The sequence below is a fragment of the Altererythrobacter ishigakiensis genome, assembly GCF_001663155.1.
Taxonomy (GTDB): domain Bacteria; phylum Pseudomonadota; class Alphaproteobacteria; order Sphingomonadales; family Sphingomonadaceae; genus Erythrobacter; species Erythrobacter ishigakiensis.
On record NZ_CP015963.1, the window covers coordinates 1,198,770 to 1,217,571 of the forward strand.

At 57.6% G+C, this 18,802-nt stretch carries 18 protein-coding genes; 5 read left to right on the plus strand and 13 right to left on the minus strand.

Annotation, left to right across the window (positions count from 1 at the left end; genetic code table 11):
• Window positions 1-29: 29 nt before the first annotated feature.
• The 5 genes from A6F69_RS05590 to typA form a co-directional block, all read right to left on the minus strand.
• The gene (locus A6F69_RS05590) at window positions 30-560 is read right to left on the minus strand and encodes an extensin family protein (RefSeq protein WP_342669873.1); all 531 of its coding nucleotides are present in this window, start codon (window positions 558-560) and stop codon (window positions 30-32) included.
• Between the two features lie 189 nt (window positions 561-749).
• On the minus strand, window positions 750-1,127 hold the full coding sequence (locus A6F69_RS05595; protein ID WP_067602575.1) for a VOC family protein: 378 nt from the start codon (window positions 1,125-1,127) through the stop codon (window positions 750-752).
• Window positions 1,128-1,180: 53 nt separating this feature from the next.
• Complete coding sequence (gene ggt, locus A6F69_RS05600) at window positions 1,181-2,992, minus strand: gamma-glutamyltransferase (RefSeq protein ID WP_067598449.1); 1,812 nt, start codon at window positions 2,990-2,992, stop codon at window positions 1,181-1,183.
• 23 nt (window positions 2,993-3,015) lie between these two features.
• Window positions 3,016-4,494 carry a sodium/proline symporter PutP gene (gene putP / locus A6F69_RS05605; protein ID WP_067598452.1) on the minus strand — a complete coding sequence of 493 codons (1,479 nt, stop codon included), beginning with the start codon at window positions 4,492-4,494 and terminating at the stop codon, window positions 3,016-3,018.
• 143 nt (window positions 4,495-4,637) lie between these two features.
• Window positions 4,638-6,473 carry a translational GTPase TypA gene (gene typA, locus A6F69_RS05610; RefSeq protein WP_067598454.1) on the minus strand — a complete coding sequence of 612 codons (1,836 nt, stop codon included), beginning with the start codon at window positions 6,471-6,473 and terminating at the stop codon, window positions 4,638-4,640.
• 260 nt (window positions 6,474-6,733) lie between these two features.
• On the opposite strand from typA, the gene A6F69_RS05615 reads away from it, so the two are divergent.
• Both A6F69_RS05615 and A6F69_RS05620 read left to right on the plus strand, forming a co-directional pair.
• Window positions 6,734-9,355 carry a TonB-dependent receptor gene (locus tag A6F69_RS05615; RefSeq protein WP_067598456.1) on the plus strand — a complete coding sequence of 874 codons (2,622 nt, stop codon included), beginning with the start codon at window positions 6,734-6,736 and terminating at the stop codon, window positions 9,353-9,355.
• 113 nt (window positions 9,356-9,468) lie between these two features.
• Window positions 9,469-9,948, plus strand: a complete 480-nt coding sequence (locus A6F69_RS05620; RefSeq protein WP_067598459.1) for an RDD family protein — start codon at window positions 9,469-9,471, stop codon at window positions 9,946-9,948.
• 27 nt (window positions 9,949-9,975) lie between these two features.
• Here A6F69_RS05620 and A6F69_RS05625 read toward each other — a convergent pair whose 3' ends face one another.
• Together A6F69_RS05625 and A6F69_RS05630 are read right to left on the minus strand one after the other, a co-directional pair.
• Window positions 9,976-12,507, minus strand: coding sequence for an ABC transporter permease (locus A6F69_RS05625; RefSeq protein ID WP_067598462.1), 2,532 nt, complete (start codon window positions 12,505-12,507; stop codon window positions 9,976-9,978).
• Entirely contained in the window at window positions 12,504-13,244 is a 741-nt protein-coding gene (locus A6F69_RS05630) for an ABC transporter ATP-binding protein (protein WP_067598465.1), read from the minus strand. The genes A6F69_RS05625 and A6F69_RS05630 overlap by 4 nt, the downstream gene beginning before the upstream one ends.
• A 12-nt stretch (window positions 13,245-13,256) precedes the next feature.
• Between A6F69_RS05630 and A6F69_RS05635 the strand changes: the two genes are divergently transcribed.
• Window positions 13,257-13,961 carry an arylesterase gene (locus A6F69_RS05635; protein ID WP_067598468.1) on the plus strand — a complete coding sequence of 235 codons (705 nt, stop codon included), beginning with the start codon at window positions 13,257-13,259 and terminating at the stop codon, window positions 13,959-13,961.
• Here A6F69_RS05635 and recF read toward each other — a convergent pair.
• Both recF and A6F69_RS13130 read right to left on the minus strand, forming a co-directional pair.
• Window positions 13,958-15,034, minus strand: a complete 1,077-nt coding sequence (gene recF / locus A6F69_RS05640) for a DNA replication/repair protein RecF (RefSeq protein WP_067598471.1) — start codon at window positions 15,032-15,034, stop codon at window positions 13,958-13,960. The genes A6F69_RS05635 and recF overlap by 4 nt on opposite strands.
• Before the next feature lie 33 nt (window positions 15,035-15,067).
• Window positions 15,068-15,409, minus strand: a complete 342-nt coding sequence (locus A6F69_RS13130; RefSeq protein WP_067598474.1) for a hypothetical protein — start codon at window positions 15,407-15,409, stop codon at window positions 15,068-15,070.
• A 23-nt stretch (window positions 15,410-15,432) separates the two neighbouring features.
• Here A6F69_RS13130 and A6F69_RS13250 point away from each other — a divergent pair, with 23 nt between their 5' ends.
• Window positions 15,433-15,555 (plus strand): hypothetical protein, encoded by a 123-nt coding sequence (locus tag A6F69_RS13250; protein ID WP_281179661.1) that lies wholly within the window; start codon window positions 15,433-15,435, stop codon window positions 15,553-15,555.
• Entirely contained in the window at window positions 15,552-15,770 is a 219-nt protein-coding gene (locus A6F69_RS05650) for a PspC domain-containing protein (RefSeq protein WP_067598477.1), read from the plus strand. The genes A6F69_RS13250 and A6F69_RS05650 overlap by 4 nt, the downstream gene beginning before the upstream one ends.
• A 175-nt stretch (window positions 15,771-15,945) precedes the next feature.
• Here A6F69_RS05650 and A6F69_RS05655 read toward each other — a convergent pair whose 3' ends face one another.
• From A6F69_RS05655 to A6F69_RS05670, 4 genes are read right to left on the minus strand one after another with little or no spacing between them, the layout of a single operon-like run.
• Window positions 15,946-16,728, minus strand: a complete 783-nt coding sequence (locus tag A6F69_RS05655; RefSeq protein WP_067598480.1) for an SDR family oxidoreductase — start codon at window positions 16,726-16,728, stop codon at window positions 15,946-15,948.
• Between the two features lie 5 nt (window positions 16,729-16,733).
• A complete protein-coding gene (locus A6F69_RS05660; RefSeq protein WP_067598483.1) occupies window positions 16,734-17,279 on the minus strand; it encodes an NUDIX hydrolase in 546 nt (181 codons plus the stop codon).
• An 11-nt stretch (window positions 17,280-17,290) separates the two neighbouring features.
• A complete protein-coding gene (locus A6F69_RS05665) occupies window positions 17,291-17,983 on the minus strand; it encodes a TPM domain-containing protein (RefSeq protein ID WP_067598486.1) in 693 nt (230 codons plus the stop codon).
• Window positions 17,984-17,986: 3 nt separating this feature from the next.
• A complete protein-coding gene (locus A6F69_RS05670) occupies window positions 17,987-18,802 on the minus strand; it encodes a TPM domain-containing protein (RefSeq protein ID WP_067598489.1) in 816 nt (271 codons plus the stop codon).

Consider the following 18,802-nt stretch of genomic DNA (forward strand, 5'->3'; position numbering starts at 1 on the left):
AGTTGGAGGCAAAGCTATAGCCAGATTGCTCAGCGACAGAAACCGCCTCCGCCAATTTCGACGTGGAAATGATCGCGATGGGCCGAATTGTAGTCGGGACCCAGAACGGTGCCGAAGCGCCGGCAGGCGCTGTTGTGCACGACGCGCAGAAACTCGCGCTCTTCGCGTGTTCCGCCCGACCAATCGCCGTAAACATTAATCCGGCGCCCATCTTCGAGAACGAATGCACCGATATCGATCGCCTGCGCCGTGGCATGGGCGGATCGGCGCGAAGTGCCCGCGACATTGCGGCATGAATAGCTGCCCATGGTCTCAATCCGATTGATGGGCGAACCCAGGATTTTACGTGCCGCGCGATCTACGCCAAATCGGGCCCAGGCGATGAAAATCTTAGCCGTTTCGCATTGCACCGGGCCGATATTGCTGATGCCCAGATCAGATGCATCTCCGCGCACCGCAGATAGCTGGATAGCGCGAGTAATGGCGCACCCGTTTCCCTTGTACTCATCAGGCAGGGGTGAATAGCGCGAACCTGTCTCGGTGATAGCAGCCAGGCACATTTGAGCATCCGGGCTGACAGCAACGGGCCGTGGCGCGGATTGCGGACTTCGGGAAGATGACGATCCGCCAGGCACAGCGCCGCAAGCTGCCAGGGCCAATGTAGAGAAAAGCAGGAGTGACGAGCGAGCGAACATGCCCGGGATTTTGAGGATATATGGTTAACCAAAAGTAAACGCGACGATGGACTTTTAGTCAGGCAGTGCTTCGTCCACCTGCTCCCAAAGCTCAATCTTTACCCCGTTGGGATCAAGGATCCAGGCAAACTTGCCATAGCCTTCGTCCACACTGTCCAGGATCTTCACACCCTTTTTCTTGATCTGTTTCACAAAGGCACCAAGATCGTCGACCCGTAGATTAATCATAAAGGCGCCTTTGCCCGGTTTGACGTAGGTGTCGTCCTTGAAGTGGCTGATCAGCGAATAGGGATTGGGCTTGCTTTCCTCCGACCACGCCAACTGCGGACCGTATTCGCCATCGATACCCAGCTTGTCCCGATACCATGCGCGTGTGGCCTCGGGGTCTTCAACCACATAAAATACGCCGCCCAGTCCGGTAATTTTGGCCATCATGCTCTCCTTACGGCAAGTCTAACACACTCGCTCGAAGAAGAAATAGCGCGTCAGAATCCCTGCGCTTGCCCGTCTTTGCGCATCTCTGTCGCGCCGGTGAGCACGCCGGTGTCCGGATCGCGCGCAATCGCCTGATACCCGCCGAACATGATGCCATTGGTCACCACACGGACATTGTGCCCCATGGCCTTCAGCGCTTCGACAGTCTCAGCCGGAATACCGGGTTCGACGTTAAGCGTGCCCAGTGGATCGGCCGCAGGGCCGCTCGCAGGCTCGGTCGGCTGGCGCCCGCCATCATGATTGATACGCGCAGCATCGCCTGCCTCCTGCAGGTTCATGCCAAAGTCGACGATGTTGATCAGCACCTGGACATGACCTTGCGGCTGCATACCACCGCCCATCAGGCCGAGCGTCATGAAAGGCTTGCCATCCTTCTTCACGAAAGCTGGGATGATGGTGTGGAACGGTCGTTTGCCCGGCGCGTAGGCGTTGGCATGATCGGGATCGAGACTGAACAGCTCACCGCGGTCCTGCAACATGAATCCCAGACCATCTGGCGTCAGCCCTCCGCCCATGCCGCGATAGTTTGACTGGATCAGGCTGACCATCAATCCGTCGCCATCGACAACGGTCATGTAGGTGGTGTCGCCGGGCCCCTCCAGCTTGGGTTCGGGCAGTGGATCGCCTGCTTCAAACTCGGGCGTGGCCTTGGTGGGATCGATCAAGGCGAACCGCGCCCTGCCATATTCTTCGGTTAGCAGGGCTTCGGGGAAGGGCGCAAAATCTGGATCCGCGTAGAATTTGGCGACATCGGCATAGGCCAGCCGCTTGGCTTCCGTGATGTAGTGGATCACTTCAGGGCTGCCGCGTTCCCACTGCTGCAAGTCAACGTTCTTCAGGATATTGACCATCTGCAGCGCGGCAAAGCCCTGTGTGTTAGGCGGCAGCTCGCACAGTTCGTAGCCGTCGCGATATTCGGCGCAGGCGGGCTCTACCCAGTCACTGCGATGCGCGGCGAAATCTTCCAGCGTGTAAGCGCTGCCTTGACGCTGAAGGTAATCGACCATGATCTGCGCCAATTCACCCTTGTAGAAGGCATCGCGGCCTTGCACGGAGATGGTTTCCAGCGTGTTGGCCAGATCAGGGTTCTTGAAGATCTCGCCTGCCTTGGGCGCACCGTCTGCGAACCAAGTTTCGCGGGCATTCGAGAAATCGAACAGGTCAGAGCGGCTTTCGTACGCGCGAAGGCTACGCGCGAGATACATGCCGATAATCGGCGCGATTGGGTGGCCTTCGCGCGCATACTTGATCGTCGGCGCCAACACGTCCGCCATGGGCATTTTGCCAAAACGCTCATGCATCTCAAACCAGCCGTCGACTGTGCCAGGGATTGTGACCGGCAAGTGGCCATAGGGTGGCAGGCTGTCTGCGCCACCGAGCTTTTCTTTCAGCTGATCCAATGTCTGGTTCATCGGGCTGCGGCCCGACCCGTTCAGACCATAGAGCTGGTTAGTCTTCGGATCGTAGATGATCACGAAGATATCACCGCCGATCCCGTTGCCGGTCGGCTCCATCAGCCCAAGTGCCGCATTAGCCGCAATCGCTGCGTCAACCGCATTGCCGCCGTCCTTCAGGATGTCGAGCGCGATCTGGGTCGCCAGTGGGTGCGCGGTGGCTGCCATGCCGTGCTGTGCATGGACCGGACTGCGTGACCATGGTGCACCAACCGGCCGGCCGCCTGCACCGATTTGCTCATACACGGGGCGTGTATTCTCAGCGTCACTTCCATGATCGTCTGCGGTGGCCGGTGTGGCTAGGGCAAGCGAGGCGAGGGCGGCGATGGCAAATTTGGTCGGGCGCATGTTTGTCTCCAGTCCTTGCAAGCTTAACCCTGCTTCGCGCCCTCGGTTCCGGTGGCCTTGCTCACCAGCACAATCGCAATCCAAGAAGCAACGAAGCCAGGAACGATTTCATAGAGGCCCTGCCCGGCAATGAAATCCGAATTAAGGCCAATAGCGATCCATGCGGCGACCACTGCTGCGCCTGTGACAAGGCCGGCAACGGCGCCTGCACCGGTCATCCGGTCCCATGTCAAAGAGAGGATGATAAGCGGGCCGAAGGCTGCGCCGAAGCCGGCCCAGGCGTTGGAGACCAGCCCCAGCACCTGACTATCCGGATCACTCGCAATCGCGATCGCGGCCAGCGCGACCAGTGCGACAGATATTCGTCCGACGTTCACGCGCTCGCGTTCGCTGGCACCTTTGTGCAGGAACAAGCGGTAGAAGTCTTCGGTCAGCGAACTGGAGGATACGAGCAGTTGCGAGCTGATTGTGCTCATGATCGCTGCTAGCAGGGCTGCTAACAGGAAGCCTGTAATCAGCGGGTGAAACAGCAACTCGGAAAGAACAATGAAGATCGTTTCGGGATCTTCGACCAAAATCCCGTTGCGATCCGCGTAAGCGCGTCCCGCAATACCGATCCCGATTGCTCCGATCAGCGCTACACCCATCCATGTCAGTCCGATATTTCGCGCGGTCTTGACTTGTTCGATGGTGCTAATAGCCATGAAGCGAACGATGATGTGCGGCTGACCAAAATAGCCCAAACCCCAGGTAACTGCGCTGATAAAGCCTAGCAGTGTCAGCCCCTCCGTCAGGCTAAGGAATCCGGGCTGTGATGCTGCGACGTCGGCGATCGAACCTCCTGCTTCGCCGCCGCTCCCGAACATGACGACGAGCGGCATCAGGACAAGTGCGACAACCATGATGCACCCCTGCACGAAGTCGGTCAGGCTGACTGCAAGGAACCCGCCAACCATGGTGTAGGCCAGCACGACGCCAGCGGTGATCCAGATACCAAGCATGTAATCGCTCATGGCAACATTGGGCAGAAGCCCAGCAAAGGCTGTTTCGAACAGCTTGCCTCCGCCAACCAGCCCGGCTGCGGTATAGACAGTGAAGAAAGCTACAATCACAATCGCGGAAACCACCCGCAGTGCCACCGCCTTATCGGGAAAGCGGTTAGCGAGAAATTCCGGGATTGTCAGAGCATTGCCGCGCGTTTCCGTCTGTTCGCGCAAGCGCGGAGCAACAACGATCCAGTTGACTACCGCGCCGACAAATAATCCGATCCCGATCCAGGCTTCGACAAGACCACTGGCATATAGTGCGCCTGGTAGGCCCAGCAGCAGCCAGCCGGACATGTCCGAAGCGCCGGCACTAAGCGCAGCCACAGCTGGCGGCAGATTGCGCCCGGCTAACAGATAACCTTCCGATGTGTCGGTCGATTTGCGCCAGGCGAACAGCCCGATGCCGATCATGAGGATGAAGTAGAGGGCGAGAGTTACAAGCGTTGCTGTTTGCATATCGCAGGAGCGGCTAACAAATCACGCAAGCGATGGCCACAGCCGGCCAGGAAATAGCAAGCTTTGCCACATCATCCTCCCGTTCACACAAAGACTGTTGCATGCCCGATGTGCAGCGCGCAACAATACTTCGCTCAGCTGAGTTAGGCCGCGTCTTTTTTCCGCTTCGCTTTCTTGCGTTCGTGCGGGCAAAGCAGCGTCTTGCGCAGGCGGATCGACTGAGGGGTCACTTCGACCATCTCATCATCGTCGATATAGGCAATCGCTTGCTCCAGGCTCATTCTACGCGGAGGAGTCAAGCGGATGCTTTCATCCTTGCCTGATGAACGGATATTGGTGAGCTGCTTCGACTTGAGCGGGTTCACTTCCAGATCATCGGGCTTTGCATTTTCGCCGATGACCATGCCTTCGTAGACCTTCACTTGTGCGCCGACGAACAGCTCGCCGCGCTCTTCCAGCGCGTTGAGGGCATAGGCAACTGTTTCGCCGTCGCTGTTGGAGATCAGAACGCCGTTGATACGGCCGCCGACCGCGCCTTTATACGGGCCATACTTCTCGAACAGACGGTTCATGATGCCTGTGCCGCGGGTATCGGACAGGAATTCACCGTGGTAACCGATCAGCCCGCGAGACGGGGCAGAAAACGTAATCCGGGTCTTGCCTTGGCCTGAGGGACGCATTTCGGTCATCTCTGCCTTGCGGCGCTGCATCTTCTCGACGACCGTGCCCGAGTGCTCATCATCAACGTCGATCACGACGGTTTCATACGGCTCCATGCGCTGGCCATCTTCTTCGCGGAAGAGAACCTTTGGACGCGAAATTCCAAGCTCGAAGCCTTCGCGGCGCATGGTTTCGATGAGCACGCCCAACTGCAATTCGCCGCGCCCAGCGACTTCAAAGCTATCCTTGTCATCGGCCTCTGTTACGCGGATCGCGACATTGGTCTCTGCTTCGCGCAGCAGGCGGTCGCGGATCATGCGGCTGGTAACTTTGTCGCCCTCGCGGCCAGCGAGCGGGCTGTCATTGACAGCAAAGCGCATCGCCAACGTCGGTGGGTCGATCGGCTGCGCGGCAATCGGCTGTTTGACCGATGGATCAGCGATAGTGTTGGCAACGGTGGCCTTTTCAAGACCTGCCAGCGCGATGATGTCACCTGCCTGCGCGCTCTCAACCGGAACCCGCTCCAGTCCGTCAAAGCTCATCAGCTTGGTTGCGCGGCCCACCTCAACGACGTTCCCGTCCATATCGAGCGCATGGATCGGATCATTGACCTTGAGAGTACCGGATTGGACGCGGCCGGTCAGTACGCGGCCCATGAAGTTGTCGCGGTCAAGCAGAGTGGCGAGAAAGCTGAACGGGCCCGAGGTTTCGAGGCCGGGTGCAGGGACATGCTCAACGATCTTGTTGAACAGCGGGGCGAGCGTGCCTTCGCGAGCATCCTGATCTTCGCTGGCATAGCCATCGCGGCCTGACGCATACAGAACCGGGAAGTCCAGTTGTTCGTCATTCGCATCAAGCGACACGAACAGGTCGAAAACCTCGTCGAGCACTTCCTGTGGACGGCCATCGGGGCGGTCGATCTTGTTGACAACCACGATGGGTTTGAGGCCCAGAGCCAGCGCCTTTCCGGTCACGAACTTTGTTTGCGGCATTGCGCCTTCAGCGGCATCGACGAGCAGGATTACCCCGTCGACCATGCTCAGGATACGCTCAACCTCTGCACCGAAGTCTGCGTGGCCGGGCGTGTCGACGATGTTGATGCGCGTCATCTCACCATCGTGATCCCACTCCACGCTGGTACATTTCGCAAGGATCGTGATCCCGCGCTCTTTCTCAAGATCACCCGAATCCATTGCGCGTTCTTCAATCCGCTGGTTCTCGCGGAAAGTGCCAGACTGGCGGAATAATTGGTCGACCAAAGTGGTCTTGCCGTGGTCAACGTGAGCGATAATCGCGATATTGCGAAGCGAGCGGGACATACAGGTTCTTTCGAAATCAGGGGTGTGCGCAATGTTGCGTCGCACAATTTCCCGCGCATCTAGCCGATGGGCGAAGACTTAACAAGCGGCTGACGTAACGGAACCTGTGTCGCGTCCGCAACACACTGTGGATTCACTATGTTAGTCAAATGTCAGCCGCTTGTGCGAATAGCATCATCGCGGTAATTATCTTGTAGAGACAAACTAAAAGCGCGGAAGAACAACTGCGTACCCCGTTTGTCGTTGAGAGAGGAGTATTCATGAAATTCATCAGGACCGGCTCTGCCGGATCGACCCGTATTGCTCTGTTGAGTGGCGCAGCGGCGCTCGCTTTCGCAATCCCTTCAGCGGCATTTGCACAGGATGCGGATGAAGAATTCGCTGAAGAAGAATTCGATAGTAATGTGATCGTCGTTACTGCGACCAAGCGTGAGCAAACGCTGCAGGAAACTCCGATTTCGGTATCTGTCACAAGTGGTGAAACGCTTGAGAACGCACAGATCCGTGACGTGCTTGATCTCCAGTCGGTTACTCCGTCGCTGCGGGTCAGCCAGCTACAGACCGCGTCGGCCTCGACGTTCATCATTCGCGGCTTCGGCAATGGTGACAATAACTTCGGCATCGAGCCATCGGTGGGCGTATTTGTGGACGGCGTGTTTCGTTCGCGCTCTGCCGGCGCGCTTTCGGATCTTCCGAACGTTCAGCGCATCGAGGTTTTGAATGGCCCGCAATCAACTCTGTTCGGCAAAAACGCCTCGGCGGGCGTTATTTCGGTTGTCACACGTGAGCCTCAGTTCACTTTCGGTGGCAGCGTTGAAGCAAGTTACGGCAATTTCAACGCCATCGTCCTGAAGGGCGACGTAACCGGCCCGATCAGCGATAACATCGCGTTTTCGATTGATGGCAGCTACAACCAGCGTGATGGTTTTGGAGAGATCGTAAATCTGGGCGAAGACATCAACGATCGCAATCGCTGGTCTGCGCGCGGTCAATTGTTGATTGAACCGACACCTGATTTACGTATCCGCGCGATCGCCGACTACTCGAAGATTGATGAAGTCTGTTGCACGGTAGGCAATCTTGTGAACGGCCCAACCGGCGGTGGGGTTCTTGCCGTCGGCGGGCAAATCCCGACCGATTTCTTCTCACGCGAAGTGTTTCTCAACTTCGTGCCTGAGAACGAAGTCGATAACTATGGTGGTTCCGTGCAGGTGGATTGGGAAAGTGGTCCACTTTCGGTCACTTCGATCACTTCCTACCGCGAACTCCAAAACTACTTCCTGACTGATATCGATTTCACCAGCGCGGACATCGCAACGGAGACGCGCGAACAGGACGTCGAAACCTTCACGCAGGAATTGCGTATCGCGTCCGACTTTGACGGCCCGATCAACTTTCTGCTCGGTGGTTTCTATTTCGATGAAAAGATTGACCAGGTCAGCGGTGTTCAGAACGGCACCCAGATCCGTAACTTCTTCGAGATTTTGGCTGGCGAAGATCCCGTAGCAGTCATCACAGGGCAACCGACACTGTTCAACGGTCTTGAAGCAGCATTCGGCTTCCCGCAAGAATCGATCTTTAATACTCCGCTGCTCACGTCTGAAGAATTTGGTATGGAGAATACCGCGTGGTCGGTGTTCGGCACAGTCGATTTCGAACCCGCTGACGGCCTCGTCTTCACTGCCGGCTTCAACTACACTGACGACAGCAAGGATTTTGCCCTTTCGCAAACGAGCTTTGACCCGCTTGCGCAGGTTAACTTCGCCGATGCATTTATCGCAGGCGCGATCGGTTCGGCAGATCCAGCAGTGATCGCCGCTTTTGCGCAGGCCAATCCGGCGTTGTTTGGACAGATCGCGACACTCGCGACGACGCCTTGTTCCATCACCGCTCCGCCGCCGGCTTGTAACGAATTGCTTGCTCTGCAGGCGTTCCAGTTCCAGCCACCATTCCTGGACATTCCAAACTCGGTCGAAGACGGCAAGACACGGGACGACAAGTTCACTTACCTGCTTCGCGCAGCTTATCAGGTATCAAACGAAGTCAATGTCTACGCGAGCTATGCGACCGGCTTCAAGGCAAGCTCGGTAAACCTGTCGCGTGACAGTCGGCCGCTGAACACTGACTTCGTTGCTGGACCTTTCGGCTCGACCATTCTGGCTCCGTCGTCGCCAATCCTCAGCGCAGGGCTTGCTGTACCAAACCTTGCTTCAGGTTCGCGTTTTGCTGGTCCGGAAGAAGCGGAGGTATATGAGATAGGCCTCAAAGCGCAATGGCCTGGTTTCGGGTTCAATATGGCTGTGTTTGACCAGTCGATTGATGGCTTCCAGAGCTTTGCCTTCACAGGTACTGGCTTTGCGCTTCGTAACGCTGGTAAGCAGTCGGTACGTGGCTTCGAAATCGACACCAATGTGCAGCCGACAGATGGTCTTATCTTGACATTCGCGGCAACTCATCTCGACCCGCTATTTGATAGCTTCCCTGGCAGTGTTTTGGGTGACCTTACCGGCGAGCGTCCGGCTGGCATTCCTGCCTGGGCGATCGCAACATCCGCAACTTACACTCACGAATTTGCAAGCGGTGACGCTCTGGTTACTCGCATCGACTATAACCATGAGAGTGCAACGGACATCAACAATGGTCTGCCGACTTTCAACACGGCATTGGGCAATACTCAGATCTTCCGCCGCGAGGTCAACCTGCTGAACGCGTCAATCACTTTCAAGATGAACAGCGGTCTTGAGTTCGGTGTTTGGGGACGTAACCTGACTGATGATGAGTTTATCACGACAGTTTTTGACAGCGTCGCTCAGTCCGGTTCGGTTTCGGGTTATCCGAACGCGCCGCGCACCTATGGCGGCGTTGTGCGCTTTAAATTCTGACGAATTCGATTGGATATAGACATTTAGGGGCCGGTGAAAACCGGCCCCTTGTTTGTTGATTTTGCCAAGTTTTTCGTCAAGTTTCATTCAATCATCAGATGGGGAGTTTGGTAATGACGAATTATGCCGGTTTCTGGATACGCGTAGCAGCGTATCTGATTGATTATGCGGTCCTCTTGATTGCGCAGTTTATCATTTATTCCGTGTTGGGAGTGAGTGTATTTGGCGCCACTTCACTTGATCCAGAGGCCGCTGAAACTTTTACGACCGGCGTTGGCATGATTGCCTATGGCGTCGTCATCCTTGGCTCGATCGCGTACTTTGTCGTCATGGAAAGCTCGTCCAAGCAAGGCACTCTTGGCAAAATGGCTGTGGGCATCATTGTGACCGATACCGACGGCAATCGGATTACATGGCTGCGCGCATTAGGGCGCTATTTTGCGAAGATCTTGTCAGGCATTATCCTGTTGATCGGGTATATCATGGTGGCTTTTACAGACCGCAAGCAAGGTCTGCATGACATGATCTGCGGTACATTGGTGATCAAGGGCCGCCCTGGCGAAGGCGCGGTTGACCCCACCGTCTTTGACTAAGTGATTGGGCGGGCCTCGGCTCGCTTTCTACAACTCTCTGAGCGCCTGGGCGGGCTTCGCTTTCAGCAATGGAAGCGACCCGCCGATGGCAAAGCCGAGCACCAATACCAGGCCGATTCCCAGGACGCTCAGCACTTCGGTCCAGTTTGGCAGCCAGTCGAACTCGAACAATTCGGTGATCACAAACCACGCCAGTGTTGAGCCGAGCGCTAGGGCGACAACCGCCAGCAGCAGCGCGAGCAGTCCATACTCGACCAGCTGAAGGCCCAGCACCTGGCGTTGGCTTGCGCCCATCACGCGCAGCACAACTGTGTCATAAGTCCGCGACGCTCGCGCAGCGGCAATTGCACCCATCAACACTGCAAGCCCCGCCAGAACCGCCACGGAGGCAGCAGCAAGCGTCGCGGCACCGACTTGTTCAAGGATCGTTCGCGCTTCGGTCAGCACCTGACCAATCTCGATGACAGAGCTCGACGGAAAGCGGCTGACCATCTGGCGCAACAAAACACCTGACTGGCTGTCATCCTGAAGCTCGATGGTCGCGGCCAGATTATGCGGAGCATCCGCAATCGCATTGCTTGAGAAAACCAGTGCATAGTTGAACCCCATGCTTTCCCAATCGATCACGCGCAGGTTTGCTATGCGTACGTTACGCTCGATTCCGAGCACACCTATTGTGATATAATCGCCTACTTCCAGTCCCGCTGCTCGCGCTGCGTCGGCTTCCAGCGATACGAGAGGTTCTCCCTCATAGCCCTCTGACCACCATTCTCCCTCGGCCAGCGAGTTCCCGGGTGGCAGGGTGTCGGCATAGGTTAGCCCACGCTCGCCCCGCAGAAACCATGCGCCATCGGGGATCTGCTCCAGATCGGCGACGCGGGTCATCTCATCACGAGGACCGAATGCCAAGACACTGCCGCGCAGAGCGGGAACTGTTCGGATAGCTGCTTCGCTATCGAGAGTGGTGACGAGATTGCGGAAATCCTCTTCGCCGTCGCGGGGGATGTCGAGTACGAAATAGTCCGGAGCCTCTTGGGGAACCCGGCTTTCGATATTCCCGTTGATGGCGGTCTGGATCGCTGCGAGCAGCACGAACGATGCCAAGCCAAAGCCCAGCGCCGTAACCAGTGCGCCAGTCGGGGCACCCGGGCGGTGAAGGTTGGCAACAGCAGCGCGCAAGAGCGGGTTGGACGTCCGCGGCGCGCGTCTTGCGAGGAAGCGGATTCCGAAGCCGATGAGCGCAAGCGCAATCAGCGCTCCGCCTGCGCCGACCAAGAACCCGCCAGACAGCATCGGCTGATTGGTTGTCAGCAATGCCAGCGCACAGATCGCGGCAATTCCAAGGCCCGTCCAGATCAAGGCGCGCAAGTCCCGCGCAAGCGGTGATACCCGCGCGCGCATCAGCGCCATCGCCGGGAAGGCTCGTGCCCGCAGCAGTGGTGTCGCGGCAAAGGCAAATGCAACTAGCAACCCGTAAGATGCCGCCAGAAGTAGAGGTGCAGGCTCGACCACGAAGCCACCTTCGACCGGCAGCAAGCCCTGCAGTGCGTATCCCAGCAGCGGGGTCACCAGCACACCCGTCGCAATGCCTGCGAGACTGCCGACCAGCGCCGCAGCGCCAATCTGCAATGCATAGATTTTCACGATGTCGCGGCTTGATGCGCCCAAGACTTTGAAAGTGGCGATCGAGTTGCGGCGCGCATCAAGATAGCTTGATACACCGCCGCCAATGCCGATCCCCGCAATCACTAAAGCGGCAAGACCGACCAGAGTCAGAAAATCGCTCATATTGCGCACAAATCGGTCTGCGCCCGGCGATGCACGGTCACGGTCGCGGAAATCAAATCCCGAGTTGGGAAAGCGCTCTTCCAGTTCTTCGCGAACTACATCCGGGTCTTGCCCGCCATCAAACGCAACGCGGTACTTGCTCTCATAAAGTGCGCCGGGCGCGATCAGGCCCGCGCGCAAGGGATACTCTGCCGCGACGATGACCGGTGGACCGAGTTGGAAGCCTTCGGATAAGCGGTCCGGCTCATTCTCGATCACGCCTGCTGCGGTAAGCTCGTTTGTGCCAACGCGAAAGCTGTCGCCCACTTCGATGTCGAGACGATCCAGAGCGCCTTGGCCCAACCAGGCTTCGCCAATTGCCGGAGCGCCGACTTCGCGTCCATCGGTTAGGGTAAGCACCCCATACAACGGCCAGCGTTCATCCACTGCTTTCAGTTGTACCGGCGCGGCAGCATCGTCGGTGCTGGCCATCGCCTGCATCCTCGTCCCGCCGGAGAGTGTGCCGTACTCGGCCAGCGCGATCTTCTCTTCGTCTGTCAGATCGCGTTGCCAGACCTCGACTTCCAGATCGCCGCCGAGCAGCTCTTGTCCGCGATTGTCCAGTTCACGTTCGATCGCGGCGGTCAGTGTTCCTATGGCCGCGAGAGCCGCTGTTCCGAGAAAGATACAAACCAACAGCAGGCGCAGACCTTTGAAGCGTGCATTGAGGTCGCGCTTCGCAATGCGCCAGGCCATCACCCAGCTCATCGGTTTGGCGGTGGCGGCGTTCATGCTGCGGCGCTTGTAGATGCCGTGTCAGAGACGATCACGCCATCCGCCATTGTCACAATACGCTCACAGCGCTCGGCCAATTTGCGGTCATGTGTGATCATAAGCAGTGTCGCACCGGTTTCAGCACGACGTGCGAACAGCAGTTCGATGATATCCTGTCCAGTCGTGGCATCCAGATTGCCGGTCGGCTCGTCAGCAAAAATCAGTTCGGGGCGCGGAGCAATTGCGCGCGCGATTGCGACACGCTGTTGTTCGCCGCCTGAAAGCTGTGTGGGGTAATGGTGCAGGCGGTGGCCCAAGCCGACCGAAGCCAGTTCTTCTTCTGCACGCTTGGTTGCGCCAGAAACGTCCGCGAGTTCCATTGGCGTGGCTACGTTCTCCGCGGCCGTCATGGTAGGCAAAAGATGAAACGCCTGAAGCACGATTCCAATTCGGCCGCGGCGCGCCTGCGCCAGTTGGTCTTCATCCATACGGGTGAAGTCTTCGCCCGCCACGGTCAGACTGCCGCCGCTAGCGCGTTCTAGCCCGGACAACACCGCCATCAGCGAGCTCTTGCCCGAGCCGGACGCGCCAAGCAGGGCAACAACTTCGCCTTGGGCGATATCGAGGTCGATCCCGCGAAGGATTTCAACCGGCGCAGCGTCGCTGCCCAATGTAAGGGTTAGATTTCGGGCGGAAATTGCGAGAGAGGGGTTGGTCACAGTGGTCGCATTCGCATAGGGATTGTTGTCGCACAAGGAGACTCGCAGATGCAAAAAGGCGTTTGGTCGATCATTTTCGCCCTTTCACTGGCGGCCTGTGGCGGGAATGCGCCCGCTGAAGAGGCAGCGGACACGGGTTCGGATATCAATGCTGCAGAAGCACCCCTGGTTCCCGTTATGGGGCCGCAGAGGGATATACTGGCTTTTGGTAACAGTCTGTTCGCCGGGTACAATGTCGACAAGGAAGATAGTTACCCCGCCAAACTGCAGAATGCATTGCGCGCCAACGGTGTGAACGCGCGCGTTTCAAATGCTGGAATTTCCGGCGATACCAGCGCAGCAGGATTACAACGTTTTGCCTTTACCCTTAATGCGCAGGATTATGAGCCGGATCTTGTCATAATCGAGCTGGGAGGCAACGATTTGCTGCGCGGACTGTCGCCGGATCAAACCCGTGCCAACATTGCTGCCATGATCGAAGAGGCACAAAAGCGGGGTATCAGGGTACTATTGATGGGTATGCGCGCGCCGCCGAACTATGGGCCGGAATATCAGGCAGAGTTTGATGCGCTATATAGTGACCTTGCGCGCGAATACGGCACCGCGTTAATCCCGTTCTGGCTTGAATCTATCTATCAAGACCCGACGCTGTTTCAGTCTGATCGAATTCATCCAACCGAAATCGGGATTGAAACGCTGGTTTCTGCGACAGTCGACGAAGTGCGGAGCGCGCTTCCTGAAGAGCAAAGCTAAACCCGTATCGCCGCGCCGTCGCTGATGCGCCAAACGGCCGCTTCGCCGAGAATATCCTCGAAGGGTGATGGCTCAGTTCCTGTCAGCCACACTTGAGCGCGTCCTAACCGAAGCCGTTCGAACAAAGCGGTACGCCGTACCGGATCGAGGTGGGCAGCGACTTCATCCAACAACAATACGCCGGGGCGGCCCTCCGCTGCCAGCACAGCGTGCGCCAGCGTCAGTGCGATCAGCATCGCCTTTTGCTCGCCGGTAGAACAAGACGCGGCAGCTTGACCGGTTCCGGCCATCACTACGTCCAACTCGTCTCTATGTGGGCCTGTGAGAGTGCGGCCTGCCGCGCGGTCACGTCCGCGGGTGCGGGCTAGCTCGGCGCGCAACTCTTCGCGATCTTCAGGACCACCAGGCAGATAGGTCAGGTTAGGTTTGGCAAAGGGCGCATCGGGCAGCGCAGTCAGTTCATCGGTTAGTGTCGCCACCAATGCTGCACGATTTACGCCAATCATAGTCCCGTGCTCCGCAACTTGTGCTTCGATCGCATCCAGCCAGGTGGCTTCCCGGTTCTCCTCCAGCAGCTTGTTGCGTTCGCGCAGCGCGGTCTCATAGCGCGATACATGCCGCGCATGATCGGGCCGCAGCGCGAGCGCGAGCCGGTCCATATACCGTCGCCGCGCTCCGGCGCTGTCCATAAACAGCCCGTCCATGGCAGGGGTGAGCCAACCGATAGCGATCCATTCGCTCAGCGATTGGGCGCTTGTTTCCGCGCCGTTGACCCGAACCAACCGCCGGCCCGGTCTTTCAGCATCGACATAAGTTCCAATACGCGCGCTTTCGTGACCTTGCTCGATCAGGCTGGCCCCAATCTGGAACCCACCTTGGCCGAGTGGACCGCACATTTCGCCAAGCGGCGCTCTGCGTAGCCCGCGACCAGGGGCCAGCAGGGAGAGTGCTTCCAGAATGTTGGTCTTGCCTGCACCATTCTCCCCCCACAGCAGATTGAGCTGAGCCGTGCCGCGCAGCTCAGTCTGGCGGTGGTTTCGAAAGTGGGACAGGGCAATGCGATCAAGCGCCATAAGATGCTTTATCGCTTAGCATTTTGCTTGGGATTAGCCATGCGGCCAACCGGAGAAATCACCAATCCCGAACATTGGTGAAAAATCCCAACCTTTCGGATTGATGAACGAAGGCTTTCTGAACGAATATTCAGAAAACCGCAGAAATCTGCCATTTTTCAAAACTGGCACGGTCTCTGCAATGTGTTGGGCGTCCGGCGAAATGGTTCGCCAAACAAATGAATGAAAGGAAATTACAATGTTCTTCACCACTGAAACGACCAACAAGATCTTCGCAGCCGCTTTTTCGCTTGTTCTGTCAACCGCAGTAATGGCCGCAACTATCATCCCAGCCAGCCCGGCATTGTTCGCCTGATTGCTGACATCAACACACAAGGTTCAAGTAAGGAGATTTAGAAATGTTTTCCGGTTCTGACATCGGTAACCGCCTCGTCGCAGCCGCTGGTTCGCTTGCACTGTGCGCCGTAATGATGATGACGATTATCGATTATGCCAGTCCGTTCACTGGAGGTATCGCATGAGCCAGATTGATCGTAGCACCGCAGGTGGCTCGCCCAGCAACGCTGGCTTCCATCTTGATAAGTACAATGGCAAGTTGATGGGCGTATGTTCGGGTATCGGCAATTACTTCGGAATTGATCCGCTGGTTGCCCGCATAGGTTTCGTCCTTGGCGCATTTGCCAGCTTTGGTACTGCCGCGCTGATCTATATCGCTATCGGCCTGATCGCTGATTGATGGTGTGCGGCCACAAGGAGTGTGAACCGGCAATTCGGTTAGACCACGCGACCAAACATACACACGCAAGCAGGTAAGCTCCCGGTTCAGTCGGGTAGATTACACAGCTCGCAATGGAAAAACCGGGAGGGGCCATTTGGCCCCTCTTTTTATTCCGGGCGGATTCGACGTGCAGCTACATCGCAGAAATGCCGCCATCCAGCTTCAGCTCAGCGCCAGTCATAAATCGGCTCTCATCACTGGCCAGATAAACCACTGCATTGGCGATATCATTGGGTTCACCCACAAACTTTAGCGGGATCTGCCGCGCCAGCTTATCGAGCAGAACGCCCTTCTCAATGTTGTGGTGTTGCGCGGTTCCGTCGAGAATTGGCGTATCGACGAAGGTCGGATGCACAGAATTGCAGCGGATCTGCATATTGTTCTTCGCACAATGAAGCGCGATCGACTTGGATAACATCCAGACCGCCGCTTTTGATGCGTTGTAGGCTGGCATGGTGTCGCTAGCGATCAAACCTGCGATCGAGCTGATGTTGATAATCGAGCCTGGCGCGTGTTCACGCATCAGCGGCAAGGCCTTCTGACACCCGTGAAATATGGAATCTACATTCACTGAAAAGCAGCGCTGCCAGTCCTCGAATGTGCAGGTCTCTATATTGCCTGCAACACCGATCCCGGCATTGTTGACCAGTACGTTGAGCCCGCCAAGCTCTGCATCCGCAGTGTCGACTGCGCGCTCCCAATCGTCCGGATTGGTGACATCATGACGAATGCCGTAAGCGTGACCTGCACCCATTTCTTCGACGATTGAAGCGGCGGTTGCTTCGGCACCATCCCCATTGATGTCGGTGCATAGGACGCGTGCCCCTTCTTCCGCCAGTCGCCGCGCGTGCGCTGCGCCCAACCCTTGAGCTGCGCCTGTTACCAAAGCGAGCTTGCCCGCACATCTTCCAGCCATTTGTTTCAATCCTCTCTTATAAGTCCGGTCGCAGCCATCAACATGGCGATGCGTACATCAACACCGTGGCCACGTTTGCGCCAATCCGCAACGAATTGCGGCAGTTCGCTCAATTTTACCCGATGGACGGTAATGTCTTCGCTGGCCGTACCGCCGCCTTCGCTGACCTTGGTCAAACCCCGCGCGCGCAAAAGCGTGAAACTTTCGCTCACCATGCCAGGGCTGGAATAGAACTCGCCCAGATTTTCCATCCGTTCGGCGCGATATCCGGTTTCCTCTTCCAACTCGCGCTTGGCAGCATCTTCGGCCGCTTCGCCTGCTTTGCCTTCATCGTCGCCGATCAGGCCAGCGGGGATCTCAAGACAGATCTTGCCCAGCGGCACGCGATACTGCTCGACCAAGATGACGTGGCCGTCATCGATCGCGATGATCGCAGCTGCTCGGATGCCGCGGGCGCGGGCGACATATTCCCAACGGCCGCGGGTCTTTGTTGTGATGAATTTGCCCTGCCATTCAACGCGCTCGGGCTTGTTGGCGTCTGGATCGCTCATGGAGCGGGGTCTTAAACTTCAATCAAGCGATCAGGCAACTCGTTCTGGTCATCTTCGTCGCGCGGAAAATGCTGAGCGAGCACCTCGCCAACGTCGCGAACGCCCGCTGCCATGCCTTCGGCGGTGCAACCGCGTTTGATCTGTTCGAGCATGTCCGCCATCGCTTCGCCCCAAACGTCCGCCGGAACTTTCTCTGCGATCGGTTGATCCGCCACAATCTCAGCGCGGTGTTCCTGCATCGACAGGTAAATCAGCACGCCGGTGCGGCCGTGTGTGCGGCGTTCCGCGCCAACCTTGAAGTGCTTGATCGCGGCATCGTGCGCGCGCGCCGTTTTAAGCGGAGCAGGGACAAATGCGAACTTGATAGGGTCCCATAATTGGATGAGCCACATAACCGCAAACGCAATCAGACCCAGCGCAATTGTCATGCTTGCAAGCTCGCCAGATGACCATTCGTGACCCCAGCCGCCAAAGATTGGACCAACGACAAGGCGATCCCACAGGTCCATGAACCATGCCGGGAACAGAGCGAAAATACTCATCGCGGTGAAGCCTGCGACCGCGCTCCACAGCAGTGTGACGTCACCATAGCTGTCCGAACGGTCGGCCAGGACAGTCACAATCTCACCACTGGTCGTGAGTTCAGCCGCGCCGACTGCGTCGGATACGATCTTATGCTGGTCTGGCGTCAGATAGCGTCCCATGTCTTACCATCCCCCGGAGGCGCCACCGCCCCCGAAACTGCCGCCGCCGCCTGAGAATCCCCCTCCGAAGCCGCCACCTCCGCCGCCCCAGTCATCGCCACCTGAAAGCGCGCCACGCACGATCGCGCTGCCCACTTCCCACAGAATGATGTCGCCAACCGTATCGCCGAAATCACGGCCTCTGCCGCGATAGCGACGCCTGCGACCGCGCCCGCGCATCATAGGGAGGATAAAGAAGAAGAATATGATCGCACCCCAAACGAACAGGCCAACCGGGAAACCGCTGTCGCGTTGACGCGATTGCGTGGCTTCCGCGGCAATCTGGCGCGCTTGGTCTTCGGGCAATTGGAGCTGTGTGATGATCGCGTTGGTACCCGCGACGATTCCGCCTTGCAGATCGCCTTCGCGCGCGCGCGGAAGAATGGCGTTCTGGATGATCAACGCGGAATATGCATCGGTGAGATAACCTTCCAAGCCATAGCCAACCTCGATCCGTACCTTGCGCTCATTCGGAGCAACAATCAGCAGCGCGCCGTCATTCCGTTCGGCATCGCCGATGCCCCATTCGCGGCCAAGCTGATAGCCGTAATCAGCAATATCGTAGCCTTGGAGGTCGGAAATCGTAGCAATGACCAATTGGCGTTGTGATTGCGCCTCAAGTGCGGCGAGTTCTTGAGCCAACTCGGCCTCAGTCGCATCGTCGATGATATTGGCCGCATCGACCACGCGCCCGGTCAACTCAGGGAAGTCCTGAGCTGACAGGGGCGAGGCCAGAAGCGCTGCGAATGCTGCAGCGAGAGTTAGGATCGAACGCAGCAC